Source organism: Reichenbachiella sp. MALMAid0571 (assembly GCF_040151475.1).
Lineage (GTDB): Bacteria > Bacteroidota > Bacteroidia > Cytophagales > Cyclobacteriaceae > CAXBNB01.
Genome location: NZ_JBDKWG010000150.1, coordinates 31,593 through 54,120, shown reverse-complemented (window position 1 = coordinate 54,120; position 22,528 = coordinate 31,593). Strand labels below are relative to the sequence as shown.

Genomic DNA, 22,528 nt, shown 5'->3' with positions numbered 1-22,528 from the left:
GGTATTAAAGGTTGATGTACCAAACAAATATAATCAATCTACCTTTTTACTTTTCCAGCAGTTGAGGAAGAAATGAGACTAACTCAGGGAAAATAATAACCAAAATCAAGAGTAGTATCTGGATGGCCACAAAGGGAACTATGCCTCTATACAATTGACTTGTTTTGACTTCCGGAGGGGCTACTCCTTTCAAGTAAAACAATGAAAATCCGAAAGGAGGAGTGAGAAAAGAAGTTTGTAAATTGAGGGCAATCAAAATTCCGATCCATACAAGATCTATTCCCAAAGCAGCAAAAATAGGAGTTGCAACAGGTACTATTATAAAAATAATTTCAATGAAGTCTATAAAAAAACCTGCCACAAACACTACTAAAAGTACTAAAGCCAGAAAAACATAAGGAGACAGATTGGCTCCCACGATAAGCTCTGACAAGAGCTTGTCTCCACCCATTCCCCGAAAGACCAAAGAAAAAGAGGTAGCTCCTATGAGAATCACAAAAACCATACAAGTAAGAAAAGTGGTCTCCTTCATTACCTCTTTAAGTATTTTCAGGTTAAACCTTTTCTGCGCAACAGTCAACAATATTGAGCCGATTGCCCCCACTGCCGCTGCTTCTGTGGGCGAAGCTATGCCTGCAAATATTGACCCTAGTACCGTCAGTATTAATAGAAAAGGAAAAATGAAAGCATACACTATTTTCTTAGTAGCGCCTTCTTTCCAAAATTCTTTTCTTTCTCCTTCAGGAATACATGGTGCCACCTCAGGCTTAATCATGGCATATATGACAATGTATATCAGGTAAAGTCCCACAAGAACCACCCCGGGAATAATGGCCGCTGTAAACAAGTCTCCCACAGAAATATTCAACACACTTCCCAGCAAAACCAAAACGACAGATGGTGGAATGATTTGTCCCAATGTGCCGGATGATGCGATCACTCCGGTAGCCAATTCCGTTTTATAACCTCTTTTGAGCATAGTTGGCAAACTGATCATCCCCATAGTGATCACCGTAGCTCCTACAATCCCTGTAGAAGCTGCAAGCATTCCTCCAACGATCACAACTGAAATAGCCAAGCCTCCTTTGAGTTTGCCAAACAGCATCGCCATGGTTTCTAATAGCCGTTCTGCCAAACCTGACTTTTCCAGCATAATGCCCATAAAGACAAATAGGGGTACTGCCATCAAAACAAAATTGTTCATCGTGCCGAAGATTCTCAAAGACAGCAAGTAGAAGAAATTTGTGTCAAAATAAATGAGTCCGGCAATCACAGACAGTCCGCCCAAAGTAAAGGCTACCGGATAGCCAAAAAGGATGAGTAAGAAAACCAATCCAAACAATATAAAAGGAACATACTCACTCATCAATGCTTTCGGTTTCTTTATTTAAAATAACAAGAAGAGATTTTAATAATTCTGATATCCCTTGCAGTAGTAGTAGTGAAATACCTATTGGTATAGTGGCTTTTATCATAAATCGGTAAGGCAAGCCTCCAGGATCAGCACTTGACTCCATAATATTGTAGGAAGCCATAACAAATGGTATTGAAGTAGTGATAATGATTACACAAAAAGGGATTAGGAAAAACGCTGTTCCTATCAGATTAATCCATGCCTTTTGTTTTCTAGAAAAGTTTGTATAAAATATATCTACTCGTACATGCTTGTCATACTTTAAAGTATAAGCAGCACCTATCATGAATATAATGGCAAATAAATGCCACTCCAGTTCAAACAATGCAGCTGTGCTTTTGTTGAAGGCATACCTGAGTAGCACATCAATACCAATAATAGCAATCAAACCAATACTCAGCCAGGAAACTATCTTTCCGGTGGATTCTATCAGGTTTTCTATGAAAAGAGAGAGTTGTTTCAATGTGTGGCAGTGTGATGGTGTTTATCTAACAATAAACATCTTGATAGTTGAAAATCGAATACGTCTAAAATCAAATATATTTCATCTTGAACAAACTACAGTCAATTTTTTCACACAGAATTTTTATTTGACTAGTCCTAAATAGACAATACCATTTTAGAAAGATATTTTATTAAAACTACGATTAGGATTTTAATAAATATTAATTACATTTGAGACTTAAATAAAATAAAATGGGAAATTTAAGCCTTGGCGAATTTGAAGAAGTAGTGCTCCTTACAGTTGCTGTGCTATACAAAGATGCCTATGGGGTTGCTATTAAAAGTGATATAGAAACTCGTTTGAACAGAAATGTAAGTGTGGGAGCAATGAGGACAGCCCTTAATCGATTAGAGAAAAAAGGCTTTGTTACGTCAGAATTTGGCGAAGCTACCAAAGTACGCGGTGGTAAAAGAAAGCGATATTTCCGGGTGACACCCTTTGGAAAAAAGGCTCTTGACGATGTGATGGAAAGCCGAAAGAAACTTTGGAGTGCGATACCGTCTATGGCCTTCAAACACAATATATCATAATATGAAACCTCAAGATTCGTCTTTTGCGATTAGATTTTTGCGCTGGTTCTGTCACCCCGATCTGCTGGAAGATATAGAAGGGGATTTGAATGAGTTGTATGAAAAGAAAGTGGAAGAAAAAGGCATTACAACTGCAAAATGGTTTTATTTCTTGGAGGTAGTAAAATTGTTCCGGTCTGAGATTATTAAGAATGGAGAAGCCTACAATAGATTAAATCAATATGGTATGTTGAAGAGTTATCTAAAAACTTCCATTCGAAGCATCAAACGAAATATGCTGTTCTCAGGAATCAATGTGGTGGGGTTAGCTATCAGTATGGCTGTTGGCATATTGATGATTGTGTTGCTGACTGAGCTTTATTCCTTTGATGATTTTCATGCAAAAAAAGAAAATATATATCGGGTTACTTCTACATATCCTAATAATGGTGATATCATTCATTTCGCTAGTTCGTCAATATACATAGGTAAGCAGATTGAAGAACAGGTACCAGGAGTAGATAAGATGGTGATCATGAGAAGAGATATGTGGGCTGACATCAAAACCCCAAATGGATCGGTTAGCACATCAGGTCACTACGCTTCCGCCTCATTTTTTGACGTATTCTCTTTTAATCTAATAAAGGGTAATCCTAATACGGTACTAGTAGAACCCTCTAGCATAGTCCTGACCAAATCTATGGCTGAAAAGCTATTTGGAGAAGCAAATCCGATAGGTAAAACTGTAGAGGTGGAGCGCAATTCATTTTTAAAAAAGGGTACAATAACCGGAGTAGTAGAAGACCCTCCAATAAACTCTCATATTCAGTTCGATGCATTGGTTTCTTTGAAAACACTAGAGCAACATGTAGAAGGTGAGGAAAAGAATCTTGTGAACAATTTTGAAAGTATTTGGACGAACTACGTGTATCTGGTGTTGAACAATGAGGTTATAAAAGACCAGGTTCAACAGACGATGAATGAAATTATGGTGACCAAAAATAACATGGCCGATAATGGTAAACCCATTATGCATGAATTACAGCGTTTGACGGATATAGTTCCGAGTGGCGACTATTTTAACGAAATAGGGCCTACTTATTTAAAAAGTAGAATCTTCATCATGCTGGTACTTACATTAATTGTATTGTTATCCGCATGTTTTAATTATACCAACTTATCACTAGCCAGAGCTTTGAGGCGATCCAAAGAAGTGGCAATAAGGAAAGTCTCAGGAGCAACACATTTTCAGATTTTTTGTCAGTTTATAGTTGAGTCATTGATATTATCATTGGTGGCAGTAGTTGCAGGGTTAGGATTATTTTATGTGATAAAGCCTGAATTCATGAGCTTGCCTAATGATACAGCCAATGGGTATCAAATGTACTCATTGAATATTGAATTCTGGCAGTTCTTTTTATTTCTGGTATTTGCCCTTTTTATTGGTATGATAGCAGGCCTTATCCCTGCTGCATTTTTATCTCAACTTAAGGCAAAGATTATTATGAAAGATGCTGGCAGATTGAATGCATTTTCTGGTATGACATTGAGAAGGATATTGATTGTATTTCAGTTTGCTATGTCGATTGGTTTGATCACATGTGCTTTTATTGTACATAAGCAATATCAGTTTTCGGTCAACTATGATCTGGGGTATGATACCGAAAATGTAATCAATGTAAGTATCCATGGGGATTACATTGACCTGCTGGAAAACGAGTATTCTAAAATACCAAATGTACTACAAACTGCTCGGTCAGCAACTATATTGGGTGTTGGCAGTAGCTGGGGAAACACTGCAATATCTGAGGATCGCAGCGATACTGTTAATTTTATGCTCAATTTCGTAGATCACAAATACCTGGACATGTATCAGTTTGAACTGATTGCCGGATCGGGCTTTTCAACCTCCCCAAAAAAAGATGAAAAGTCAAAATATATAGTGGTCAACGAGAAATTCTTACAAGAAATGAATCTTGGTTCACCTCAAAAGGCTGTTGGCAAAACCATTTGGCCAAACAGTAATAAGGCAGGTCTGAGGATCATAGGAGTAGTCAAAGATTTTGTTGATGCGTCGCTCTGGGAGTCAACAAGGCCTTTTGGTTTTATGCAAACAAACTCGCTGGATGATTATCGGGTTTTGGGAGTGAAGGTAATGGGTGATGATTTGCTTTCTACAGTTGCCAAAATGGAAGAAAAATATCTAGAACTGGATCCTGTACATCCATTTGAAGCTATTTTTTACAATGACAGAATCGCTCAAACTTATCAGCAGCAAAAAACCATCTATAAGATCATTTCGTTTCTTGCCTTCATAGCAATTTCCATTTCTACTTTGGGCTTGTTGGGAATGGCTGTATTTACAACAGAAAGCCGAATGAAAGAAATCAGTATCCGAAAAGTTCTTGGTTCAGGAATAAGCAATTTGATCTTGCTGCTTTCACGTGGTTTTTTTTGGACGTTGGTAGTAGCTGGAGCGGTTGCTGTTCCTATTGCATTATACCTGGTAGATGATTTGGTTCTGAATGATTTCGTCTATAAAACAGAAATAGGTGTAATTGAAATTCTTTCCGGCTTTTTAACAGTACTTATTATTGGAGTAATAACAATGGGTTGGCAGATTCGACAGGCTGTCATACAAAACCCTGCTGACTTGCTTCGCGATGAGTAAATTCCTACTCTGCTCTTATGCTTATTCTGCATCCAGATCTAATGAATGAAGAAAAGCATATTAATGCAATAGAATTCGAGCATCCATCAAATTAGTCAGTTGGAAACCGATGATCCCAAAAAAAGTCTTCTACTTTGACCAATCGTATTTTTTCGTTGAAGGCAGGGTGTTTGACATTCACAATATAGTTGGATTCTGATGGTATGATCGCAGATGGGATTTTCATCATCAGACTGTTCATTTCTTCATACCAATCACTTCCGAGCTTTTGGGTGATAGGATATGATGCCAATAGATGCCAGTTTAAGGGAAGTTTCTCTGATGCGATAGTAGCTATATTGATAGAGGTGGGAATATCAATATGCATCACTTTAAAAGTTCCTTTTGGTCGTATTCCATTTGTATGAGCAAGGAGTTCCAGAGCACAGAGTGAAATACTGCCAGAAGTATAAATTACATATTGTTCTGCCCTGTTCCACCTGTTGGAAACCCCGGAAGCTTTAAGGTTATCCGCATATTCTGCATGGGTCAAACGATAGACCGTCATACATTGTCACCATATTGGATGGCAGTGAGCCTGTTGTCAATATACTTGATCCCACTTATAGTGGTTAAAAAATTGAGAGGTTTGTCATTGTCAAAGAAGTAATTGACCTTTTCTAACCATTCGTTGAATATTTGATAAGAACCAAATACATGGATGCCATGCCTGTACAGAGACAACATGGCGAATACATGCTCCTGTAAGTGTGGTTTCATGGGAAGGGGAGTCATTTTATAGCTTCTGAAGGTTTTAATGTTCATATTCAGTGAACCTGAAAGGGTTTCATCTTTCAAACCCGATACTTCTTTTAGGTCTGTAAGATATTCGGAAGTGATATTGTTTTGCATCACTGCATAGAGCAATTCTGGCTCTGAAACATTCTGCGGAATGTTTTCCGGGATATGATATGGTTTTTCATTTTTAGCCACACTCAAATGTATATATTTTTACCTTTAATAAAAAGTAATTTTACCTTTTTTATTAAAACTGCAATTGCGAATAAAATAATTTATATATATTTACTGCAATTACGAATAATATATAAAATGAAGAAAACAAAACTGGGTGAATTTGAAGAGCTTGTATTGCTAACGGTGGCCGTATTGCAAGAAGAGGCCTATGGTGTTGAAATCAAAAGAGAGCTCGAACAGCGGCTCAATGAAAAACTGAGTGTAGGTTCAATCCAATCTGCATTAAAACGAATGGAACAAAAAGGCTTCCTGACATCCGAATTTGGAGAAGCTACTCAAAAAAGAGGGGGAAAACGCAAAAGAATATACTCAACAACTCCTTATGCACATAGAGTATTGTCTGAGATGAAAGAAGTAAGGGCTGGACTTTGGGAGTCTCTTCCCAGGTTGGCATCAGATCTTAAAACAATATGAATAACAACTCTCACCATATCACCCCACCCAAATGGCCACTAAAGCTTCTTCGATTCTTTGTGAAAAAAGAATACCTGGAAGAAGTGGAGGGAGATATGGAAGAAGTTTTTCAGGAGAATTTGGAAAGACATTCTGAAAAGAAAGCCAGAAGGCTTTATGTCCGGGAGACACTCAGATTACTTAAACCAATTCTAATCAAAAATATGGAAGGGACAGTCAGATTAAACCAATTTGGTATGTTGAAAAGTTATTTTAAAGTATCGTACCGTAGCATGGCTCGAAATAAACTATTCACAGCTATCAATATAATAGGTCTAGCAGTGAGCATGTCCGTCGGCTTGCTAATTATAGCTTTCATTTCTGATCTCAAATCATTCGATGATTTTCATGCTAAAAAAGACCGGATTTATCGAATTACAACCATTGGTCAGCGCAGGAATGGTTCGTCAATGACAGTTGCAACAACTTCTGTCAAAGCAGGTTACGAAATCAGAGAAACAATTCCCGGTGTTGAAAAAATCACTTTTCTACGTCGGGGATTTGGTGCGGATGCGAAAGTGGGTGATAGTAAAATACTACTTAGTGGGCTTTATGCAGACAATTCTTTTCTGGACGTTTTTTCCTTCGATCTTATTGAAGGGAATCCAGCGTCAGCCCTTCGTGATCCATATTCCCTTGTTTTAACGGAAAGTACAGCCCTAAAGCTTTTTGGTAAAACCAATGTTGTAGGAGAATCAGTACGTTTCGATACCTTGAATTATACAGTGACTGGCTTACTACGGAATTTGCCAAAATTTACACATTTTCAATTTGAAGCACTAGTCTCGTTTTCCACAGTGGAATTATACAAACCGGACACAAATGGTGGATTTCTGGACTGGGAAAATTTTTATATGAACTATACTTATGCCGTTCTTTCTGAAGGTCACGACCTCCAATCTTTTCAGGCTAATTTAGATAGGCTCTGTCAAGAACAGAATGTCAATCTTAATCTTGAAAACAAAGAAATCATGTTGTCACCTCAGCCATTGACTGACATTTCCACAGGCGGATTTCTTCCTAATCAAATTGGCTCATCTATGGATCCCATCGCTTTGTTGGTTTTGATAATACTGGTGGTAATTGTAATCATATCAGCTTGTTTCAATTACACAAATTTATCCATAGCCAGGGCTATGAAACGCGCCCGGGAAGTGGGCATTCGAAAAGTCGTTGGTGCTGAAAGAGGACAGATAGCAGGTCAATTTATTACTGAGTCTATATTGGTATCAGTGCTGGCGTTAGCTTTTTCATTTATCATATTTCTTGCACTTAAAGATCAGTTTGTTAACATTCATCCCTATATCTCTAAATTGACTTCTTTGAATTTGTCTCTAGAAGTAATTCTATATTTTATTGGCTTGGCTATTACCATCGGAGTTATTGCGGGCTTCTTTCCTGCTCTTTTATTTTCTAAAATCAAGGCACTACAAGTGGTAAAAGGAATGTCATCATTTCAGCTATTCAAACATGTGAACATAAGAAAATCGCTCATAGCTATCCAGTATGTCTTTTCCCTTTTATTCATCACTACTACAGTTCTTGGATATAAACAATACAAGAGTATTCTCACCCATGACCTAGGATTTAAAACCGAAAGCATTGTAAATATTAGCTTGCAGGGCAATAATGCCAATCTGTTAAAACAAAAATTGTTGGGACTGCCAGAAGTGATCGAAATCTCACAATCACAGCTGATCACCAGTTTAGGTAGTGTGTACGGAGGTGGCAATGTGAAGTACAAAGGTGACTCTAGCAGCTTTTATCAAAATTTTGTGGATGAGAACTATTTGTCTTTACATCGGTATCTGTTTTTATCAGGTGAAAATTTTAGTTATAAGCCTCATGGATCTGAAGAAAGCAAAGTGATTGTAAACGAGCAGGTAATAAGGGAATTAAATATAGGGAATGGTGATCCTTTTCAGGCAGTCGGCGAAATTGTAAGCATCGATGGTAAAAATTTAGTGATTGCTGGTGTAGTGAAAGATTTTCACTATCAGAATTTGACCAGTAAGATCAAACCATTCATTATGCGTCACTCTTCAAATCCACAGGGCTACCTCAATGTAAAAATAACAACTCAAGAGTCGGAGGAAACTATGGTCAGTTTCCAAAATGTCTGGGAAGAAATTGACCCAACTCACCCCCTAAATGCTATGTTTTACGACGATCAAATCAAACGATCCTACAGCCATTTCTCCATGATACTCAAAGTAATCGGATTTTTGTCATTCTTGACAATTTGTATATCCTCTTTAGGATTGCTTGGAATGGTGGTGTTTGCTACTGAAAGCCGTCTGAAAGAAATTAGCATACGAAAAGTGTTAGGAGCTAGCGAAGGGAGCTTGATATACTTATTAAGTAGAAGTTTTTTGTTGATCTTCACCTTGGCTGCTGCAATTGCTCTTCCTCTTACCTACTTGCTTTTCGATAAAGTAATATTGATCAACTTTCCATATCATGAACCAGTTGGCATTACCGAATTACTTGTGGGATTCTTAGGGGTACTCACTATTGCCGTATTAATGATCGGATCACAGACTTTTCAGGCATCTCGTATAAACCCTACAGTAAATCTGAAAGATGAATAACAATCCAACTAATATCACCCCACCCAAATGGCCACTAAAGCTTCTTCGATTCTTTGTGAAAAAAGAATACCTGGAAGAAGTGGAGGGAGATATGGAAGAAGTTTTTCAAGAGAATCTGGAAAGCTATTCTGAAAAGAAAGCCAAACGGCTTTACACTTGGGAATTGTTGAAATTATTAAGGCCAATCATTATGAAAAATATAGGAGGAAGCTATCGAATGAATCAATTTGGTATGTTGAAAACCAACCTGAAAATAGGTTGGAGGAATATGGTAAAGTACAAAAGCTATTCATCCATTAACATATTTGGGCTGTCAGTTGGAATCGCTTCAACCTTTCTTCTTTTGATGATTATCAATTACGAGCATTCTTTTGATAACTTTCAATATGAAAACACATATCGTTTGGCGGATAACTGGAAAGGCAGTGGGATAAGCGATAACATTACGTCACCTACCTTACCAGCGATGTTGGAGGAGTACCCTGAGATAGCGGCTGGTACCAGATTTTTTGATTCAGAAGATATTGTCCAATGTGGTGAAAATTATTTTAAGACTGCTGTTCATATAGTGGATTCTGGGTTTGCCCATACTTTTAGGTTTAAAGAGGTTTATGGGAATTTGGAGCAGACACTTTCTACTCCAAATAGTGTAGCAGTCACATTATCGGCTTCAAGGAAATTCTTTGGGAATGAAAATTCCATTGGAAAGGTGGTAACGTCAACCAGCGAGAAATCCCATTTCACGGTCGGAGCTGTTTTGGAAGATCCACCGAAAAACTCTACTATTCAATTTGAAATTCTGATTCCCTGGCTCAATGCCCCCGATTGGTTGAGTTTTGAGAATGGTGGCAATTGGTACAATACATTTATGGTTGCTTATATAAGGCTTCAGGATGGTACAAATCCAAAAGAGTTTGAGGAAAAATTGGTTGATTTTAAAGAAAAATATTATCTGGAAGATCGTCAATCAGCACTTGATATTGTTTTGTTACCTTTAAAAGATGAGCATAAAAGGTACACTCAAAAGGACAAAACCCTTTCTATACTTACCTTGGTGGCATTCATTATTTTGATCATTTCCTGTATCAATTTCATGAATTTATCGACTGCTCAGTCGATAGGCAGAGCCAAAGAGATAGGCGTAAGAAAAGTAATGGGTTCCAGCAAATCGCAATTGGTTGGACAGTTTTTGACTGAATCGACCTTGATTAGTTTGCTTGCCTTGATTTTTGGTTTGGGAATTATCATCTTTTCTGTACCCTGGGTCAATACTTATTTTGATATGGATATTGCAACTATTGCGATTCAAAACAACGGTTTGATTCTCTCTCTTTTGACGATAGGGTGTATTGTAGGGATAGCCTCTGGCTTTTATCCGGCATTAGTTATTTCCAGACTCAAAGTGGTTGATTCTTTAAAGGGCAAATTGAAGACAGGAGGCATAGGTCAATATTTTCAAAACAGTCTGATTGTAGTGCAATTTGCTTTTTCAATTCTGTTGATAGCGGCAACACTGGTTATATGGAAACAGATAGACTACATGAAAACAAAAGATTTGAATTTTGATGGAAACAACGTGATAGCCATTGAGAGTCATTCGGATTTGTTCAAAGATTCGAAAAAAGCAGGATCAAGACTTGAAATCTTAAAACAGGAACTTTTACATGAGTCTTCAATTGAATCTATTGCTTCAGCCCAGAGTTTTCCGGGTAAATACTGGCAAAATTATAATGGATTCAGCCCGTCTTTTCCAACGGGTACAGCTACCATTAGCCTCAGACAAATAGCGGTCGATCACAATTATTTTGAGACCTTAAAAATTAAATTAGTAGAAGGAAGAAATTTTTCTCCTGATTTGGTGTCAGATTCAACGGCTGTCATTATCAATCGAACAGCAATGGAAAAGTATGGTTGGGTAGATTTGGATGACAAGTTTTTATTGGCTGGTGGAAGTGAAACGGAAAAATTCAAAGTAGTTGGGGTGGTAGATGACTACCATTACCAAAGTCTCGAAAATGACATTCAACCAATGATACATTTCTATTCCAAACATGTTTCCAATAAATTGATTGTGCGCTTTCATCCTGATCATATAAATAGCGGTATTGCACTTTTGGAAAAGAGATGGAGTGAAATGGACGCTTATGAGCCGATGGAATACTTTTTCGTAAACTATGAATTTGACCAACTGTACAAGTCACATGAGCGAATCGCTACCACTACCACATTGTTTTCATTGATTGCTATTGTCATAGCATCATTGGGTTTATTCAGCATTGCTTCTTTTTCTATCAGGATCAGGAGAAAAGAGGTGGGCATTAGAAAAGTACTTGGTGCTTCAATGGCTGGGATATCCTTGCTTCTGTCAAAAAGATTTTGCCTTTTGATATTGGTAGCTTTCATATTTTCTATTCCAGTGGTTTATTATGCATCGGAATTATACCTTGCCAATTTTGTAAATCGAATTGATTTTGAATTTTCAATACCATTACTTGCCGGACTATCTGCCTTTGTTATTGCTGCTTTTAGCATCGGCTTGGAGTCTGTCAAAATTGCTCTGTCTAATCCAGTGGATTCACTAAGAGATGAATAATAAATACCACCATATTATCCCACCCAAGTGGTCACTTAAGCTTCTACGGTGCTTTGTGAAAACGGACTATTTGGAGGAAATAGAACGGGATATGGAGAATCCATTTTAAAATCTAAATATGGCTTTTCCGTATATACTTCTCTGAATGGCAACAGTTTCCCTATTGGCAAAACCGTATTCCACATGATAGTCATTTAACAAATTTCTTCCGACTAATGATATGGCAATATTGTCAGTTGCCTCCCAGGATATTTTTGCATTTAATTCGGAATAAGAAGGCACTGAACCTTCAGTGATTATCAGATCGTCCACCCAACGAAAAGATGGATTTATGCTAAGTCTGTGAGGAAGAAGAAAAGAGGAGCGGATCGAAAACTGATTTTGGGGATCGGCCACCTCGTTACGTGCATTGTTAATATCTTCCTTACCTTCCTCAACTTTCAAATCCTCTTCCAGAAAGTTATAACTGGCAAATACCTGCCACCAAGAGGTCATCTGGCAGTTGAGAGTAAATTCAAGCCCGTAGGTCTTCCCTTCCACACCATTTTCAAATGTAATTGGAATAATAGTTTCAGGATGAGTTACTGCACTTCTTATATCATCATACTGGTTGTAAAAAAGGGAAAATGAAGTGGTGACACGATCACCCAATTGATTTCGAATTCCAGCTTCCCACGAAACAACTGTTTCTGATCGAAAATCACTATTACCTGAAAGTAAGGTTACCCCTGGTGCTATATCCTGTCTCAGATCCCGGTCAGTACGCGAGGGTGCACGAACGGCCCGTGACACTGCTGCCCAAAGCACATTATGATCATTCATATTCCAACGGATACGTGTACTGGGTTCAACAACAAAACCTACATAGGCATTGTGTTCTAGTTTTGAACCCACTGTCCAATAAAAGTTCCTAAACAAGTGAATTTCATCTTGGGCAAAAACAGTATAGAGGTTCTGATCTAGGTCTTCAGGCTCAAAGCCCAATGCCATAACATTTGTCACATCATCATGGGTGAAGCGGTAACCAAGTCCCCAAACAAAGTCATGCTTAACACCAGGTTTGAAACGATGTTGGAACTCAATATCCATAGTAGTCAAGTCATCAATAAATGTTCCTTGTTCTGTAGGTATACGGAGTACGGTGCGGTCATAATAGCTCTGTATGCGCATCGATGAAGTGTCTGAAAATGTTTTTGTAAAACGCACCAGGGTATTCCCACCAACAACTCCCGGGTCGCCCTCTGCCTCTTTGAGGTAATTATCATAAAGATCTCCCTGTAGAGTTACATGAGTAGTTTCGTTCGGATCGGCATCTACTCTGAACCCTCCCTGAGCCATCTTCCAATCATCCGTATTATCAACGCTATCAGGGAAAACCGTAGCATCACGGTTGGCATACTTTCCATATACACGATAGGACACTTTTGACCCGATCTTAGCACCATACCTAAGTCCTACGGAGGTTTTTAATTCATTTCCAGTACTACCCTCTACATATAGCCCCTGGGTTTCTTCCGCACTTTTGCTAGTGATATTTATAACCCCGTTTACAGCGTTGACCCCCCAAAGAGTGCCTCCAGGGCCACTGATCACTTCGATCTGTTCCAAATCTTCGAGCAGGTAGTCTTGCCTTTCCCAGAAAACACCTCCATATAAGGGTGTATAAACCGAACGCCCATCCATTAATACCAGAAGCTTGTTTGCTGTTTCTGTATTAAAACCACGTGAGCTGATCTTCCATGAGCTTGATGCACTTTGCGCTACCTGGAGATTGCCTGCCAGGTATAAAGCTTCCGGTATATTGGTAGCTCCGTAGCGTTCAATATCTTCATCGGACACTACCTGAATGGCTGAAGGACTTTCTACAAGTTTTTCAGAGCGTTTCGACACGGAAAAAACTTCTATTTCCAGAAGCTCCTCAAGGCTGAGTGCTTTCAGTTGCTTGATTTCTTCCGATGGTTCCTGTGCATAAAGGCCTGTATGGGTCAAAAAAAGTATGCAAAATAAAATAAGCCTAACACTTAGTATCGAAATAGATTTGCTGTGGATAGGAATTCTTTTCAATGAAATGATTCTAATCTCTTTTATTTTGTTCATAGCTGATAATTCCAACTTAATATTTATGAAGTTTAAGTTAATATCATTACATTTTACTTTATTTCATGTAAGTAGAGAAATCATATAGCATCCTTAAGTGAAAAAGTTTGCTTTTTTTAAGATAAGATTAAATTTTAACAATGTCATATTTTTTCTAATAAAAATTATATAATCTTAATATATGTTATTATAAGTATTTTTCAAAAAAAACTGTTAAGGGGATAGTTTTTAGTTCATTTTCTTACTATGTTGTAGAAAATGGGTTGAACGGCTTTGTATTCAGAATCGAACTAAACTGGCCGATTTTTGTACTTTCGGTTTTGATGATGGTATTGTTAGTTGCAATTTTTCCGTTAGCCTTAAGACGTTGAACATTGCGACAGCTAATCCGGCAGATTCCTTACGGGATGAATAAAATATTAGGCCTTAACTTTTGACCACCCTGAGAATTTTCATTTGTCAACTGTACATCTTCGCACAAAAAAAGAACGAAACCGTTCATCTCAAAATGCGAAAAGCTCTCTGGAGCTCATTTATGGCATTTGGCATGCTAATGGTAAGTTTAGTTTGCTAATTACCATATGCTTAAATCAGTGAGAGTTCTTCTGCTTTTTCCGTTTTTATTGTTTAGCTGTCGCACGATGGTTGATCAAAGTCCTATTAGGATGCTGGGAGCATACCAGCCTATCGTAGTGGGGGAACTCAATGGCAAAAAGGCGTATTTTTTGATAGATACTGGTGCGGATGTGACCATGCTAAATTCGATGGAATCAAAGAAATATAATTATGAAACAAGACCGTGGGCTGGGAATAATTACAAATTATCTGGTCTTAATATAGAGCATCAGGGAGAAATACGGATAGCAAAAAATGTAGAATTGGTTGTGGGTGGAAGAAAAATGAAAGGTTCCTACAAGGCAATAGACCTTACACATATAGTAAGCTCAATTGCAGGTAATGGAAGTATCAGAATAGCTGGTATAATTGGATCAGATATGATGAGACGTCATGATTTTGTAATTAACTATAAGGCCAGGAATATTACCTTTGCTGCAAACTAGGGATTTGAGCAATCCAAACATTTATCTTTTTAACCATTTAATTCTGTCCATCATTGGACAAGATAGTACGGTTTCGTACATATTTTAAATACAAAAATTAGCTTCATGGCTTTCTTTATAGCTTTTTAGAATTGGCATCATATTAGTCATTCTTTTGTTACAATCCCTACAGGTGCATTCCAAAACATAGAACTGATATGCTTAAAGAACATTTAAAAATTACGATAAGGGTTTTCTTAAAAAACAAGCTTTTCACAGCTATTAATATATCAGGGTTGGCTATCGGTATTACTGCTTATTTACTGATAACGCAATACGTCAATTTCGAATCAGGGTACGATCAGTATCATCCGAGAATTGATGATTTGTACAGAGTGACTTTATCTTCCAATTTAGGAGAAAAAGGCTTTGTTACTTCAGCAACCAATCATCCGGCAGTGGCTTATGCGATGAAGCAGGATATGCCTGAGGTAGAGAGTTATGCCAGAGTGGTGGAAAAGACTGTTATGTGGGGGACATTCGTTCTTTCTCATACCAACGAACGAGGGGATATCGTAAAGTCCAATGCCAATGACGACAGGATGTATATAGCTGACAGTTCAATATTGAGCCTGTTTAAAATTGATTTGATTCGTGGCAATCCTAAAACTGCTCTGTCTGATCCAAAGACTATTATTTTATCCGAAAAAGTGGCAAAAAGATTTTTTGGAGATCAAGATCCATTGGATAAGACCCTGATGGTTAACAATCAATTGCCTGTCAAAGTGACTGGTGTATTTAAAGAAGTACCGGAAAATACGCATTTGCAATTCGATATGCTGGTTTCATTTTCTACCTTGGGTAACTGGACAGACAATACTTGGATATGGCCGGAGTTTTATAATTACGTAAGGTTAAAACCCGGCACAGATCCGGCTATCGTGGAAGCTAAATTTCCTGAATTTGTTGAAAAATACCTTAGCGACATCATGCAGGAACATGGTTTTGAAGCCAGATTTGGATTGCAGCCTGTGAAAGACATTCATTTGACTTCACACCACAGCAGGGAGGTGTCGGTCAATGCAAGTGAACAAACACTAAATTTCTTGATGGTTATAGCTGCTTTTGTAATCCTCATTGCACTGATGAATTTCATCAATTTATCAACTGCTAAATCAATAGAACGAGCCAAAGAAGTTGGCATTAAAAAGGTGGTAGGTATTCGTAAGTGGGATTTGATAAGTCAATTCCTTTTTGAGTCTATGATGATTAATCTCATTGGGATGATTATAGCTGTGGCAATGGTGAGTGTACTCATCAACCCTTTCAATGAATTGGTAGGAATGAATGTGCTTTCCATGAATATTTGGATCGATCCAGGTACATGGCTTGTTTTGTTTATTATCTTTTTGATCGGAGGATTGCTGGCTGGAGTGTATCCTGCATTTGTACTTTCAAGCTTCGAACCAATTCAAGTACTAAAAGGGAAATTTTCACAATCGGGTAGTGGAGCTATGATGCGAAAAGTACTTGTGATGGCTCAATTTGCCATATCCATGGCTTTAATAGCCGGTACATTTATAGTTTACAGTCAATTTTCTTATATGCAAAATCAGGAATTGGGCTATGATGTAGAGCACAATCTGGTTGTAAATGCGCCCATGGTGGTAGATTCTACCATCAACAATACCATGAAGGTTTTCAAAGACAAACTGATGAATAATCCAAAGGTAAATTCTGTAACCCTGACTAATGAGGTACCCGGGAAGCAGATGGTGCAGAGGAATTTGACCCGAAAACAACATGAGCGCAAAGAGGAAGGTGTTGTTTCTAATATTATCACTGTTGATCATGATTTTCTAAAGACTTACAATATTGGTTTGTTGTCGGGAAGAGGGTTTACCTGGGAGGATCGATCGTCTTATGGGATGAATGGCAGGCGTGACGAAAGCCAGGAAAGGCCTTATCGGGTAATGATCAATGAAACAGGTGTCCGATCCTTAGGTTTTTTGACTCCAGAAGAGGCAGTAAATCAAAAAATTATTTTCAAATATGGGCCTGTTGATCGAACCGCAGAAGTGATAGGTGTGGTGGAAGATTACCATCAACAATCATTGCAAAAGGATTTTGAACCAATCATATTTTTAAATCCCGATTTCTACAGTGCCATCTATATGACTATTAATATGAATACATCCAACGTCAAAGAAACCGTGGCGGCTATTGGTGATGAATTTGAGCGATTTTTCCCCAAAGATCCATATAAGTACTTTTTTCTTGATGATTATTTTAACAGGCAGTACGAAGCGGAACAGAAGTTTAGCCGAATCTGTTTGGTATTTGCCGGGCTGGCAATTTTTATCGCTGGCTTAGGGCTATTTGGTCTGGGCTCTTACATGGCACTGCAAAAGACAAAAGAAGTAAGTGTCAGAAAGGTGTTGGGTGCCAGTATGTGGAATGTGATGCTCATAATGCCCAGAAACTTGCTAGGCTTGGTATTGATGTCTGGTTTGTTGGCTTTGCCCGTCACTTATTTTATGGCAAAGGAATGGCTCTTGGAGTATGCTTTTCGGATTGACATTAGTATTTGGATGTTTGTTATTCCGCTGTTTGCAGTGTTGCTTGTTGCAGCTTTGTCTGTTTTACCACAATCCATCAGAGTGGGATTGGTCAATCCGATTGAGTCTCTGAGAGATGAATAAGGTATTTCGTCGGTTTCTTTCACATCTAATATGTCAGGTCTAAGAAATCATCTGAGTTTGAGGATATAGCAGTAAAAAAGGATTCTTTTTTACTAATTTTTGTAAAATACTACGCATTTTTGCGTAAAACTTACGAAAAAATAAAATATTATGCTTTTGCAATTCTCAATTAAGAACTTTAGAACTTTCAAAGAGAAAGCCTCTTTAAGCCTTGTTGCATCAAATTATGATAAGAACACACGAGAAATTGATAATATTAATCAAGATGCAAAATTCAACTTACGAATTTTAAAAAGTGCTGTTGTTTATGGAGCTAATGCCAGTGGAAAAAGCAAATTCTTTGAAGCTCTTATTTTCATGAAACACTTTGTAATCTCCAGCTCAAAAGATAGTCAAAAGGGTGATAAAATTAATGTTGAGCCATTTAAACTAAATAGTGAGAGTGAAAAATCACCAACTGAGTTTGAGATTATTTTTACTCATAAAAATGTAATGTATCGTTATGGATTTGAAGCTGATAAGAAAAAGATTGTTTCAGAATGGTTGTATTACAAACCTAAGACCAAAGAAATTGAGCTTTTTTACAGAGATGGCAACAAATTTGAAACCCACGATAGGAATTTCTCAAAAGGAAATACAGTTATTAAAGAAGGACTAGTAAGAGACAATGCTTTATTAGTGTCTGTTGCTGCTCAGTTCAATGATTCAACTTCCATTACCGTTATTGATTGGTTTGAAAATCTTAATATCATTTCAGGTTTAGAAGAAAGAGAGTTCAAAAATAATACAATTGAAAAAATCAAGAATAAGAAAGAAAAAGATAAGATTTTAGAATTTTTAAAAGCTGCTGATTTAGGTATTCAAGATATTCAATATGAAGAAATCTCCTTTAGTGATGTTCCAGATGAAATAAAAGAGGAGTTTAAAAGTATAAAAGAGAAGATGAAAGATATTGATCCAGAAATATTCTCAGATATATCAACTATTCATAATTCATATGACAGCAATAGAAAAAATGTAGGTAAAGTCAAATTATCAGTTTTAAGTGATGAATCAAATGGGACAAAAAAATTCCTTTACTTGAGCGGAACCATTATTGATGTACTTGAAAACGGAGGAATTTTGATTGGAGATGAACTTGATTCTAAGTTACATCCAAATCTAGTTTGCAAAATTGTTTCGTTATTTAACTCTGGGGAATTGAATAAAAAGAACGCACAATTAATTTTCAATACTCATGATACAAACCTTTTAAGCTCAGGTCTTTTCAGACGAGATCAAATTTGGTTTACTGATAAAAATAAATTTGGAGAAGGAAAACTTTATTCATTGGCAGATTTTAAATCTGGCGAAGTAAGAAAAACTGAATCATTTGAAGAAAATTATATCAGAGGTAAGTATGGTGCTGTACCGTTCTTAGGCTTTTTTGACAACCTTAATAACATTCTACCACAGTATGAAAATGAAGGACAAAAAGGCTGAACAAATAGCAGCAAGACAAAAGCATAAGGAACAGCTTAAAGCCAATAGAAGGTCTGAACCCAGTTTTGAAAGGTCTGAACCGCTAATTGCTGAAAAGCCTACAATTTTAATTGTGTGTGAAGGAGAAAATACTGAGCCATCATATTTCAAACAATTTAGATTTTCATCAGCCACAATTAAACCCGTTGGCGAAGGATATAATACTACATCTCTAGTTAATAGGACAATACAAATTGCAAGTGAAGGAAAATTTGAACAAGTTTGGTGCGTTTTTGATAAAGATGATTTTAGTGATGTAGACTTCAATAATGCAATTGCCATTGCGAAAGCAAATAATTTTGGAGTAGCGTATTCAAATCAAGCGTTTGAATATTGGATAATATTGCATTTTGATGATCATCAAGGAGGTGGAATGCATAGGGATGACTATAATAGTAAAATCAACAAATTGCTTAAACCATATAAGGTGACATATGATGGGACAAATAGCAAAATGATCACAGAAGAAATTTTTGAGCTGTTAGATGGCATTGATGAAAAAACTGGAAAGGAAAGAAAACAATTAGCTATTGATAGAGCTGAAAGGAATTATAAATTCTTTGACCATACAAACCCTGCCAAAGAAGAATCATCAACAACGGTTTTTGAACTAGTAGTAGAATTATTGAAATATCTGTGAAGTAAAAAACTCCCTATTCAGTTGATCTTTGCTTGTGAAATAAGGGTAACACATTGGTAATGCTTAAGGTCTTTTATTTTTCGATATCCGGATTTCAAGATCTGCCAGTATGTTCATCATGCTTAAGTACTGATCGTATGGGCCGGTGATTTCATTGGAATGGACTTTGGTATTCATTCTTATTAAATGATCTGCCGAACTTAGATCCATTAAATCCTCTAGCAGTTTTTTGTCACTTTTTATGTGTAGTTGTCCTTTTATGAATTTGAGTTTTTCTATGGTTTCCTTTTGCATGGGATTTTCTACAAAATAGGATAAATCCTGGCCTGAAGCGTTTACTGCCAATACGTTAGGAATATTGTAAGTAGCCGAAGGCTTGTGGTCTTTTAAGGCTTCACTGGTCGATACGAGTTTATTTTTTCTGGTTTTAATTCCAGAAAGTAAATCTATCCAGTTGGTATTCGGATTTACGCTTGTTGGGTTGATTTGAACCACATATAGTTTGTCGCTCAATGAATTGTCTTTCAATATCGAGGAAGCATTGGAGTTGATCAAAAGCTGGTTGGTCTGGTAGTCGGTGAGTAGTAAAGGGAGCTTCTTCTCTCCATTGGACTGATAAATTTGATGCCGATCATTTCTTTCCAGATACCAATCAATTGCGGGAGCTATGGCACTTTTGAAATGCAACGCTTTAATCATTTTACCCAATTCATTGGAATAAATGTTTTCAGTATTGGAAAAACAAGTTGGTTTGCAGCCAAATAATATTTTAATCAATTTAAGGTGTTTTTCCACTTCTATTTTGAAAATCTCAATAGAGAAAAGACAGCTCAATGAATTATTATATGTCCCACCAAGCAATTCTATTTTCCCTAAACTAACCAGCTTTTTGATTTCCCTGATGTATTCCGGATAGTACTTTACCATCAGCTCTAAAAACAAACCGGAAAAGAATATTGAAAATTTATGATCTTTCTTACTTGAAATTTTCAGGATGGCATCTAATAAAGAAAGGTGTTTTTTGCTACCGTTTTCAACAAATTCTTTTTCAACCAATGACAAGTCGAAATATGGCTGCTTTTTGCCAACATCAAAAAAGGAAAATGGGTTTATGGGTTTTTCTACGTGAAAATTGAAAACAAGGCATATATCCATATACTTTTATCTAAATGTGTTGAAAACTTTCAAAACCTGATCGGCAGTGTTTTCCCAGGTAAGGGTTTTTAAATCCGTCTTGTTTTGTTCGATCATCTTTTTTCTCTTTTTGTCATTCTTAAAAACAGTAAGAATGTGGCTGACAAACCCATCCACATCCCAATGGTCGGCGTACAGTGCTCCGGATAGAACTTCTGAAGCTCCTGATTGTCTGGAAAGAACCATGGGTAAGCCTGCATTCGCCGCTTCAATGGCTGTAAGTCCAAAAGGCTCAGAGACTGAAGGCATACAATAAACATCGCACATTGCGTACAAATCCAGCAGTTGATCTTGATCGATATGACCCGTAAAGTGAAACCGGCTTCCTAATTTTTTAGAGGCGGCAGCATTGATCAGGTTGGTCATCAAATGTCCGTTCCCTGCTAATACAAACCTTGTGTTTTTATGTTTTTGAAGGAGTTTTTCGGCGATTTCCATAAATATGTTTGGCCCCTTTTGTCCGGTAAGGCGACCAACAAACAGCACAAGTTTTTCTTTGAATACTTTTTTGGTTTTTCGGTGAGCTATTGGCTCGTTACCGTTGTACACAGTATGAATTTTGCTCTCGTCTATTTCCCCATAATTATGGGCAATTACATCGTTGGTGTATTGGCTCACACTGATAATCGCATCGGACAGCTGAAAAGATTTTTTTTCCAATTCATACACCCAAGAATGGTTGAGCTTTGAATTTCTATCATAGTCCAGAGAGTGAATATGTGTGATCAAAGGCTTATTGGTTTTTTCCTTGATTTCCATTCCTGCTGGCAAAGCCGTCCAGTCGTGTGCATATATCACATCAAAATCAATAGCTTTTGATTCGTTGACCACAAGTTGAGTAAATTCAGCAAGTGCTGTTTTCACATCTGAATCGGATAATTCAGGGACACTGTTGTCGTCATCGGCAAGTTCTATGTATGGATAAAAATACGGCGAAATCTTAGCCCTGACATTAATTTTTGTAAGATCAGAGATCAGGTTTGTTTCATTTAGTTTATTGGCGTTGAGGTTTTTTACTTTGAGAGAGAAATCTGTTTTTGAATGTTCCTGACCTATCTTTTCATCAGGCTGTATTATTGTCAACTCGGTTTCATTTGCCAGGTATTTGGCTATGTGATGGGCAGCTACGCCAAGCCCGCTATTTAAGGCATTTGGCTCGCCCGGACCTATCATGAGTACTTTTAGCTTGGTCATGTTTTTTGGAGATGAAATAAAAAAAGCCATTCAAATTTCTGAATGGCTTTAAGATACATATTTTGTGCTGAAATTATAATGCTATCACACAGTTTTGTTCTCCAGAAATACCATTGCTTACAAATTTGTCAGCAGTGGAATCATTGAGCCATGTATTTCCATCAACCAAATACCTGAATTGGTATTCCTGACCGACAGGAAGTTCCATTACCAATTTGAATCCACCAGACTTTAATTTGGTCAATTCCGTACTGGTTTTGCTCCAGTCGTTGAAATCTCCCACTAAGTTTACTGTGTCTGCTTGCGCAATTTCTTTTTTATCAAGCCCGAAAGTTACCTTACAAACAGGCTTGGATTTTAAAATTTGTTTTTTAATACTCATGATATTAT

At 37.3% G+C, this 22,528-nt stretch carries 17 protein-coding genes; 9 read left to right on the top strand and 8 right to left on the bottom strand.

Translation table 11 applies throughout. The features are described from left to right. Nucleotides 1-46: 46 nt before the first annotated feature. Together AAOP42_RS21460 and AAOP42_RS21455 are read right to left on the bottom strand one after the other, a co-directional pair. On the bottom strand, nt 47-1,366 hold the full coding sequence (locus tag AAOP42_RS21460) for a TRAP transporter large permease (protein ID WP_349530644.1): 1,320 nt from the start codon (nt 1,364-1,366) through the stop codon (nt 47-49). Next, on the bottom strand, nt 1,359-1,877 hold the full coding sequence (locus AAOP42_RS21455) for a TRAP transporter small permease subunit (RefSeq protein WP_349530643.1): 519 nt from the start codon (nt 1,875-1,877) through the stop codon (nt 1,359-1,361). Before AAOP42_RS21455 ends, AAOP42_RS21460 begins: the two co-directional genes overlap by 8 nt. 233 nt (nt 1,878-2,110) lie before the next feature. Here AAOP42_RS21455 and AAOP42_RS21450 point away from each other — a divergent pair, with 233 nt between their 5' ends. Together AAOP42_RS21450 and AAOP42_RS21445 are read left to right on the top strand one after the other, a co-directional pair. Beyond that, nucleotides 2,111-2,449 carry a PadR family transcriptional regulator gene (locus tag AAOP42_RS21450; protein ID WP_349530642.1) on the top strand — a complete coding sequence of 113 codons (339 nt, stop codon included), beginning with the start codon at nt 2,111-2,113 and terminating at the stop codon, nt 2,447-2,449. Between the two features lies 1 nt (nt 2,450). Then, the gene (locus AAOP42_RS21445; protein ID WP_349530641.1) at nt 2,451-5,099 is read left to right on the top strand and encodes an ABC transporter permease; all 2,649 of its coding nucleotides are present in this window, start codon (nt 2,451-2,453) and stop codon (nt 5,097-5,099) included. Between the two features lie 91 nt (nt 5,100-5,190). Here the strand turns inward: AAOP42_RS21445 and AAOP42_RS21440 are convergent, their stop codons facing one another. Then, nucleotides 5,191-5,646: an RES family NAD+ phosphorylase gene (locus AAOP42_RS21440; protein ID WP_349530640.1), complete on the bottom strand. Its 456-nt coding sequence runs from the start codon at nt 5,644-5,646 to the stop codon at nt 5,191-5,193. Continuing rightward, on the bottom strand, nt 5,643-6,071 hold the full coding sequence (locus AAOP42_RS21435; protein ID WP_349530757.1) for an antitoxin Xre/MbcA/ParS toxin-binding domain-containing protein: 429 nt from the start codon (nt 6,069-6,071) through the stop codon (nt 5,643-5,645). The genes AAOP42_RS21440 and AAOP42_RS21435 overlap by 4 nt, the downstream gene beginning before the upstream one ends. Nucleotides 6,072-6,188: 117 nt before the next feature. Between AAOP42_RS21435 and AAOP42_RS21430 the strand changes: the two genes are divergently transcribed. From AAOP42_RS21430 to AAOP42_RS21420, 3 genes are read left to right on the top strand one after another with little or no spacing between them, the layout of a single operon-like run. Then, nucleotides 6,189-6,527, top strand: coding sequence for a PadR family transcriptional regulator (locus AAOP42_RS21430; protein ID WP_349530639.1), 339 nt, complete (start codon nt 6,189-6,191; stop codon nt 6,525-6,527). Next, a complete protein-coding gene (locus AAOP42_RS21425) occupies nt 6,524-9,157 on the top strand; it encodes an ABC transporter permease (RefSeq protein WP_349530638.1) in 2,634 nt (877 codons plus the stop codon). Before AAOP42_RS21430 ends, AAOP42_RS21425 begins: the two co-directional genes overlap by 4 nt. Beyond that, nucleotides 9,150-11,750, top strand: a complete 2,601-nt coding sequence (locus tag AAOP42_RS21420; RefSeq protein ID WP_349530637.1) for an ABC transporter permease — start codon at nt 9,150-9,152, stop codon at nt 11,748-11,750. Before AAOP42_RS21425 ends, AAOP42_RS21420 begins: the two co-directional genes overlap by 8 nt. Nucleotides 11,751-11,855: 105 nt before the next feature. Here the strand turns inward: AAOP42_RS21420 and AAOP42_RS21415 are convergent, their stop codons facing one another. Continuing rightward, the gene (locus AAOP42_RS21415) at nt 11,856-13,847 is read right to left on the bottom strand and encodes a TOL_0244 family TonB-dependent receptor (protein ID WP_349530636.1); all 1,992 of its coding nucleotides are present in this window, start codon (nt 13,845-13,847) and stop codon (nt 11,856-11,858) included. A gap of 641 nt (nt 13,848-14,488) precedes the next feature. On the opposite strand from AAOP42_RS21415, the gene AAOP42_RS21410 reads away from it, so the two are divergent. From AAOP42_RS21410 to AAOP42_RS21395, 4 genes are all read left to right on the top strand, one after another. Then, nucleotides 14,489-14,908, top strand: coding sequence for a pepsin/retropepsin-like aspartic protease family protein (locus AAOP42_RS21410; protein ID WP_349530635.1), 420 nt, complete (start codon nt 14,489-14,491; stop codon nt 14,906-14,908). Between the two features lie 197 nt (nt 14,909-15,105). Then, on the top strand, nt 15,106-17,589 hold the full coding sequence (locus tag AAOP42_RS21405) for an ABC transporter permease (protein ID WP_349530634.1): 2,484 nt from the start codon (nt 15,106-15,108) through the stop codon (nt 17,587-17,589). A gap of 150 nt (nt 17,590-17,739) precedes the next feature. Continuing rightward, nucleotides 17,740-19,071 carry an AAA family ATPase gene (locus AAOP42_RS21400; RefSeq protein WP_349530633.1) on the top strand — a complete coding sequence of 444 codons (1,332 nt, stop codon included), beginning with the start codon at nt 17,740-17,742 and terminating at the stop codon, nt 19,069-19,071. Beyond that, nucleotides 19,052-19,750: an RloB family protein gene (locus tag AAOP42_RS21395; RefSeq protein WP_349530632.1), complete on the top strand. Its 699-nt coding sequence runs from the start codon at nt 19,052-19,054 to the stop codon at nt 19,748-19,750. The genes AAOP42_RS21400 and AAOP42_RS21395 overlap by 20 nt, the downstream gene beginning before the upstream one ends. A 63-nt stretch (nt 19,751-19,813) precedes the next feature. Here AAOP42_RS21395 and AAOP42_RS21390 read toward each other — a convergent pair whose 3' ends face one another. The 3 genes from AAOP42_RS21390 to AAOP42_RS21380 all read right to left on the bottom strand — a co-directional run bounded on the left by AAOP42_RS21390 (nt 19,814) and on the right by AAOP42_RS21380 (nt 22,520). Further along, nucleotides 19,814-20,905, bottom strand: a complete 1,092-nt coding sequence (locus AAOP42_RS21390) for a polysaccharide deacetylase family protein (RefSeq protein ID WP_349530631.1) — start codon at nt 20,903-20,905, stop codon at nt 19,814-19,816. A 6-nt stretch (nt 20,906-20,911) separates the two neighbouring features. Further along, entirely contained in the window at nt 20,912-22,138 is a 1,227-nt protein-coding gene (locus tag AAOP42_RS21385) for a glycosyltransferase (protein ID WP_349530630.1), read from the bottom strand. Nucleotides 22,139-22,211: 73 nt separating this feature from the next. Continuing rightward, nucleotides 22,212-22,520 carry an isoamylase early set domain-containing protein gene (locus AAOP42_RS21380; protein WP_349530629.1) on the bottom strand — a complete coding sequence of 103 codons (309 nt, stop codon included), beginning with the start codon at nt 22,518-22,520 and terminating at the stop codon, nt 22,212-22,214. Nucleotides 22,521-22,528: the final 8 nt, after the last annotated feature.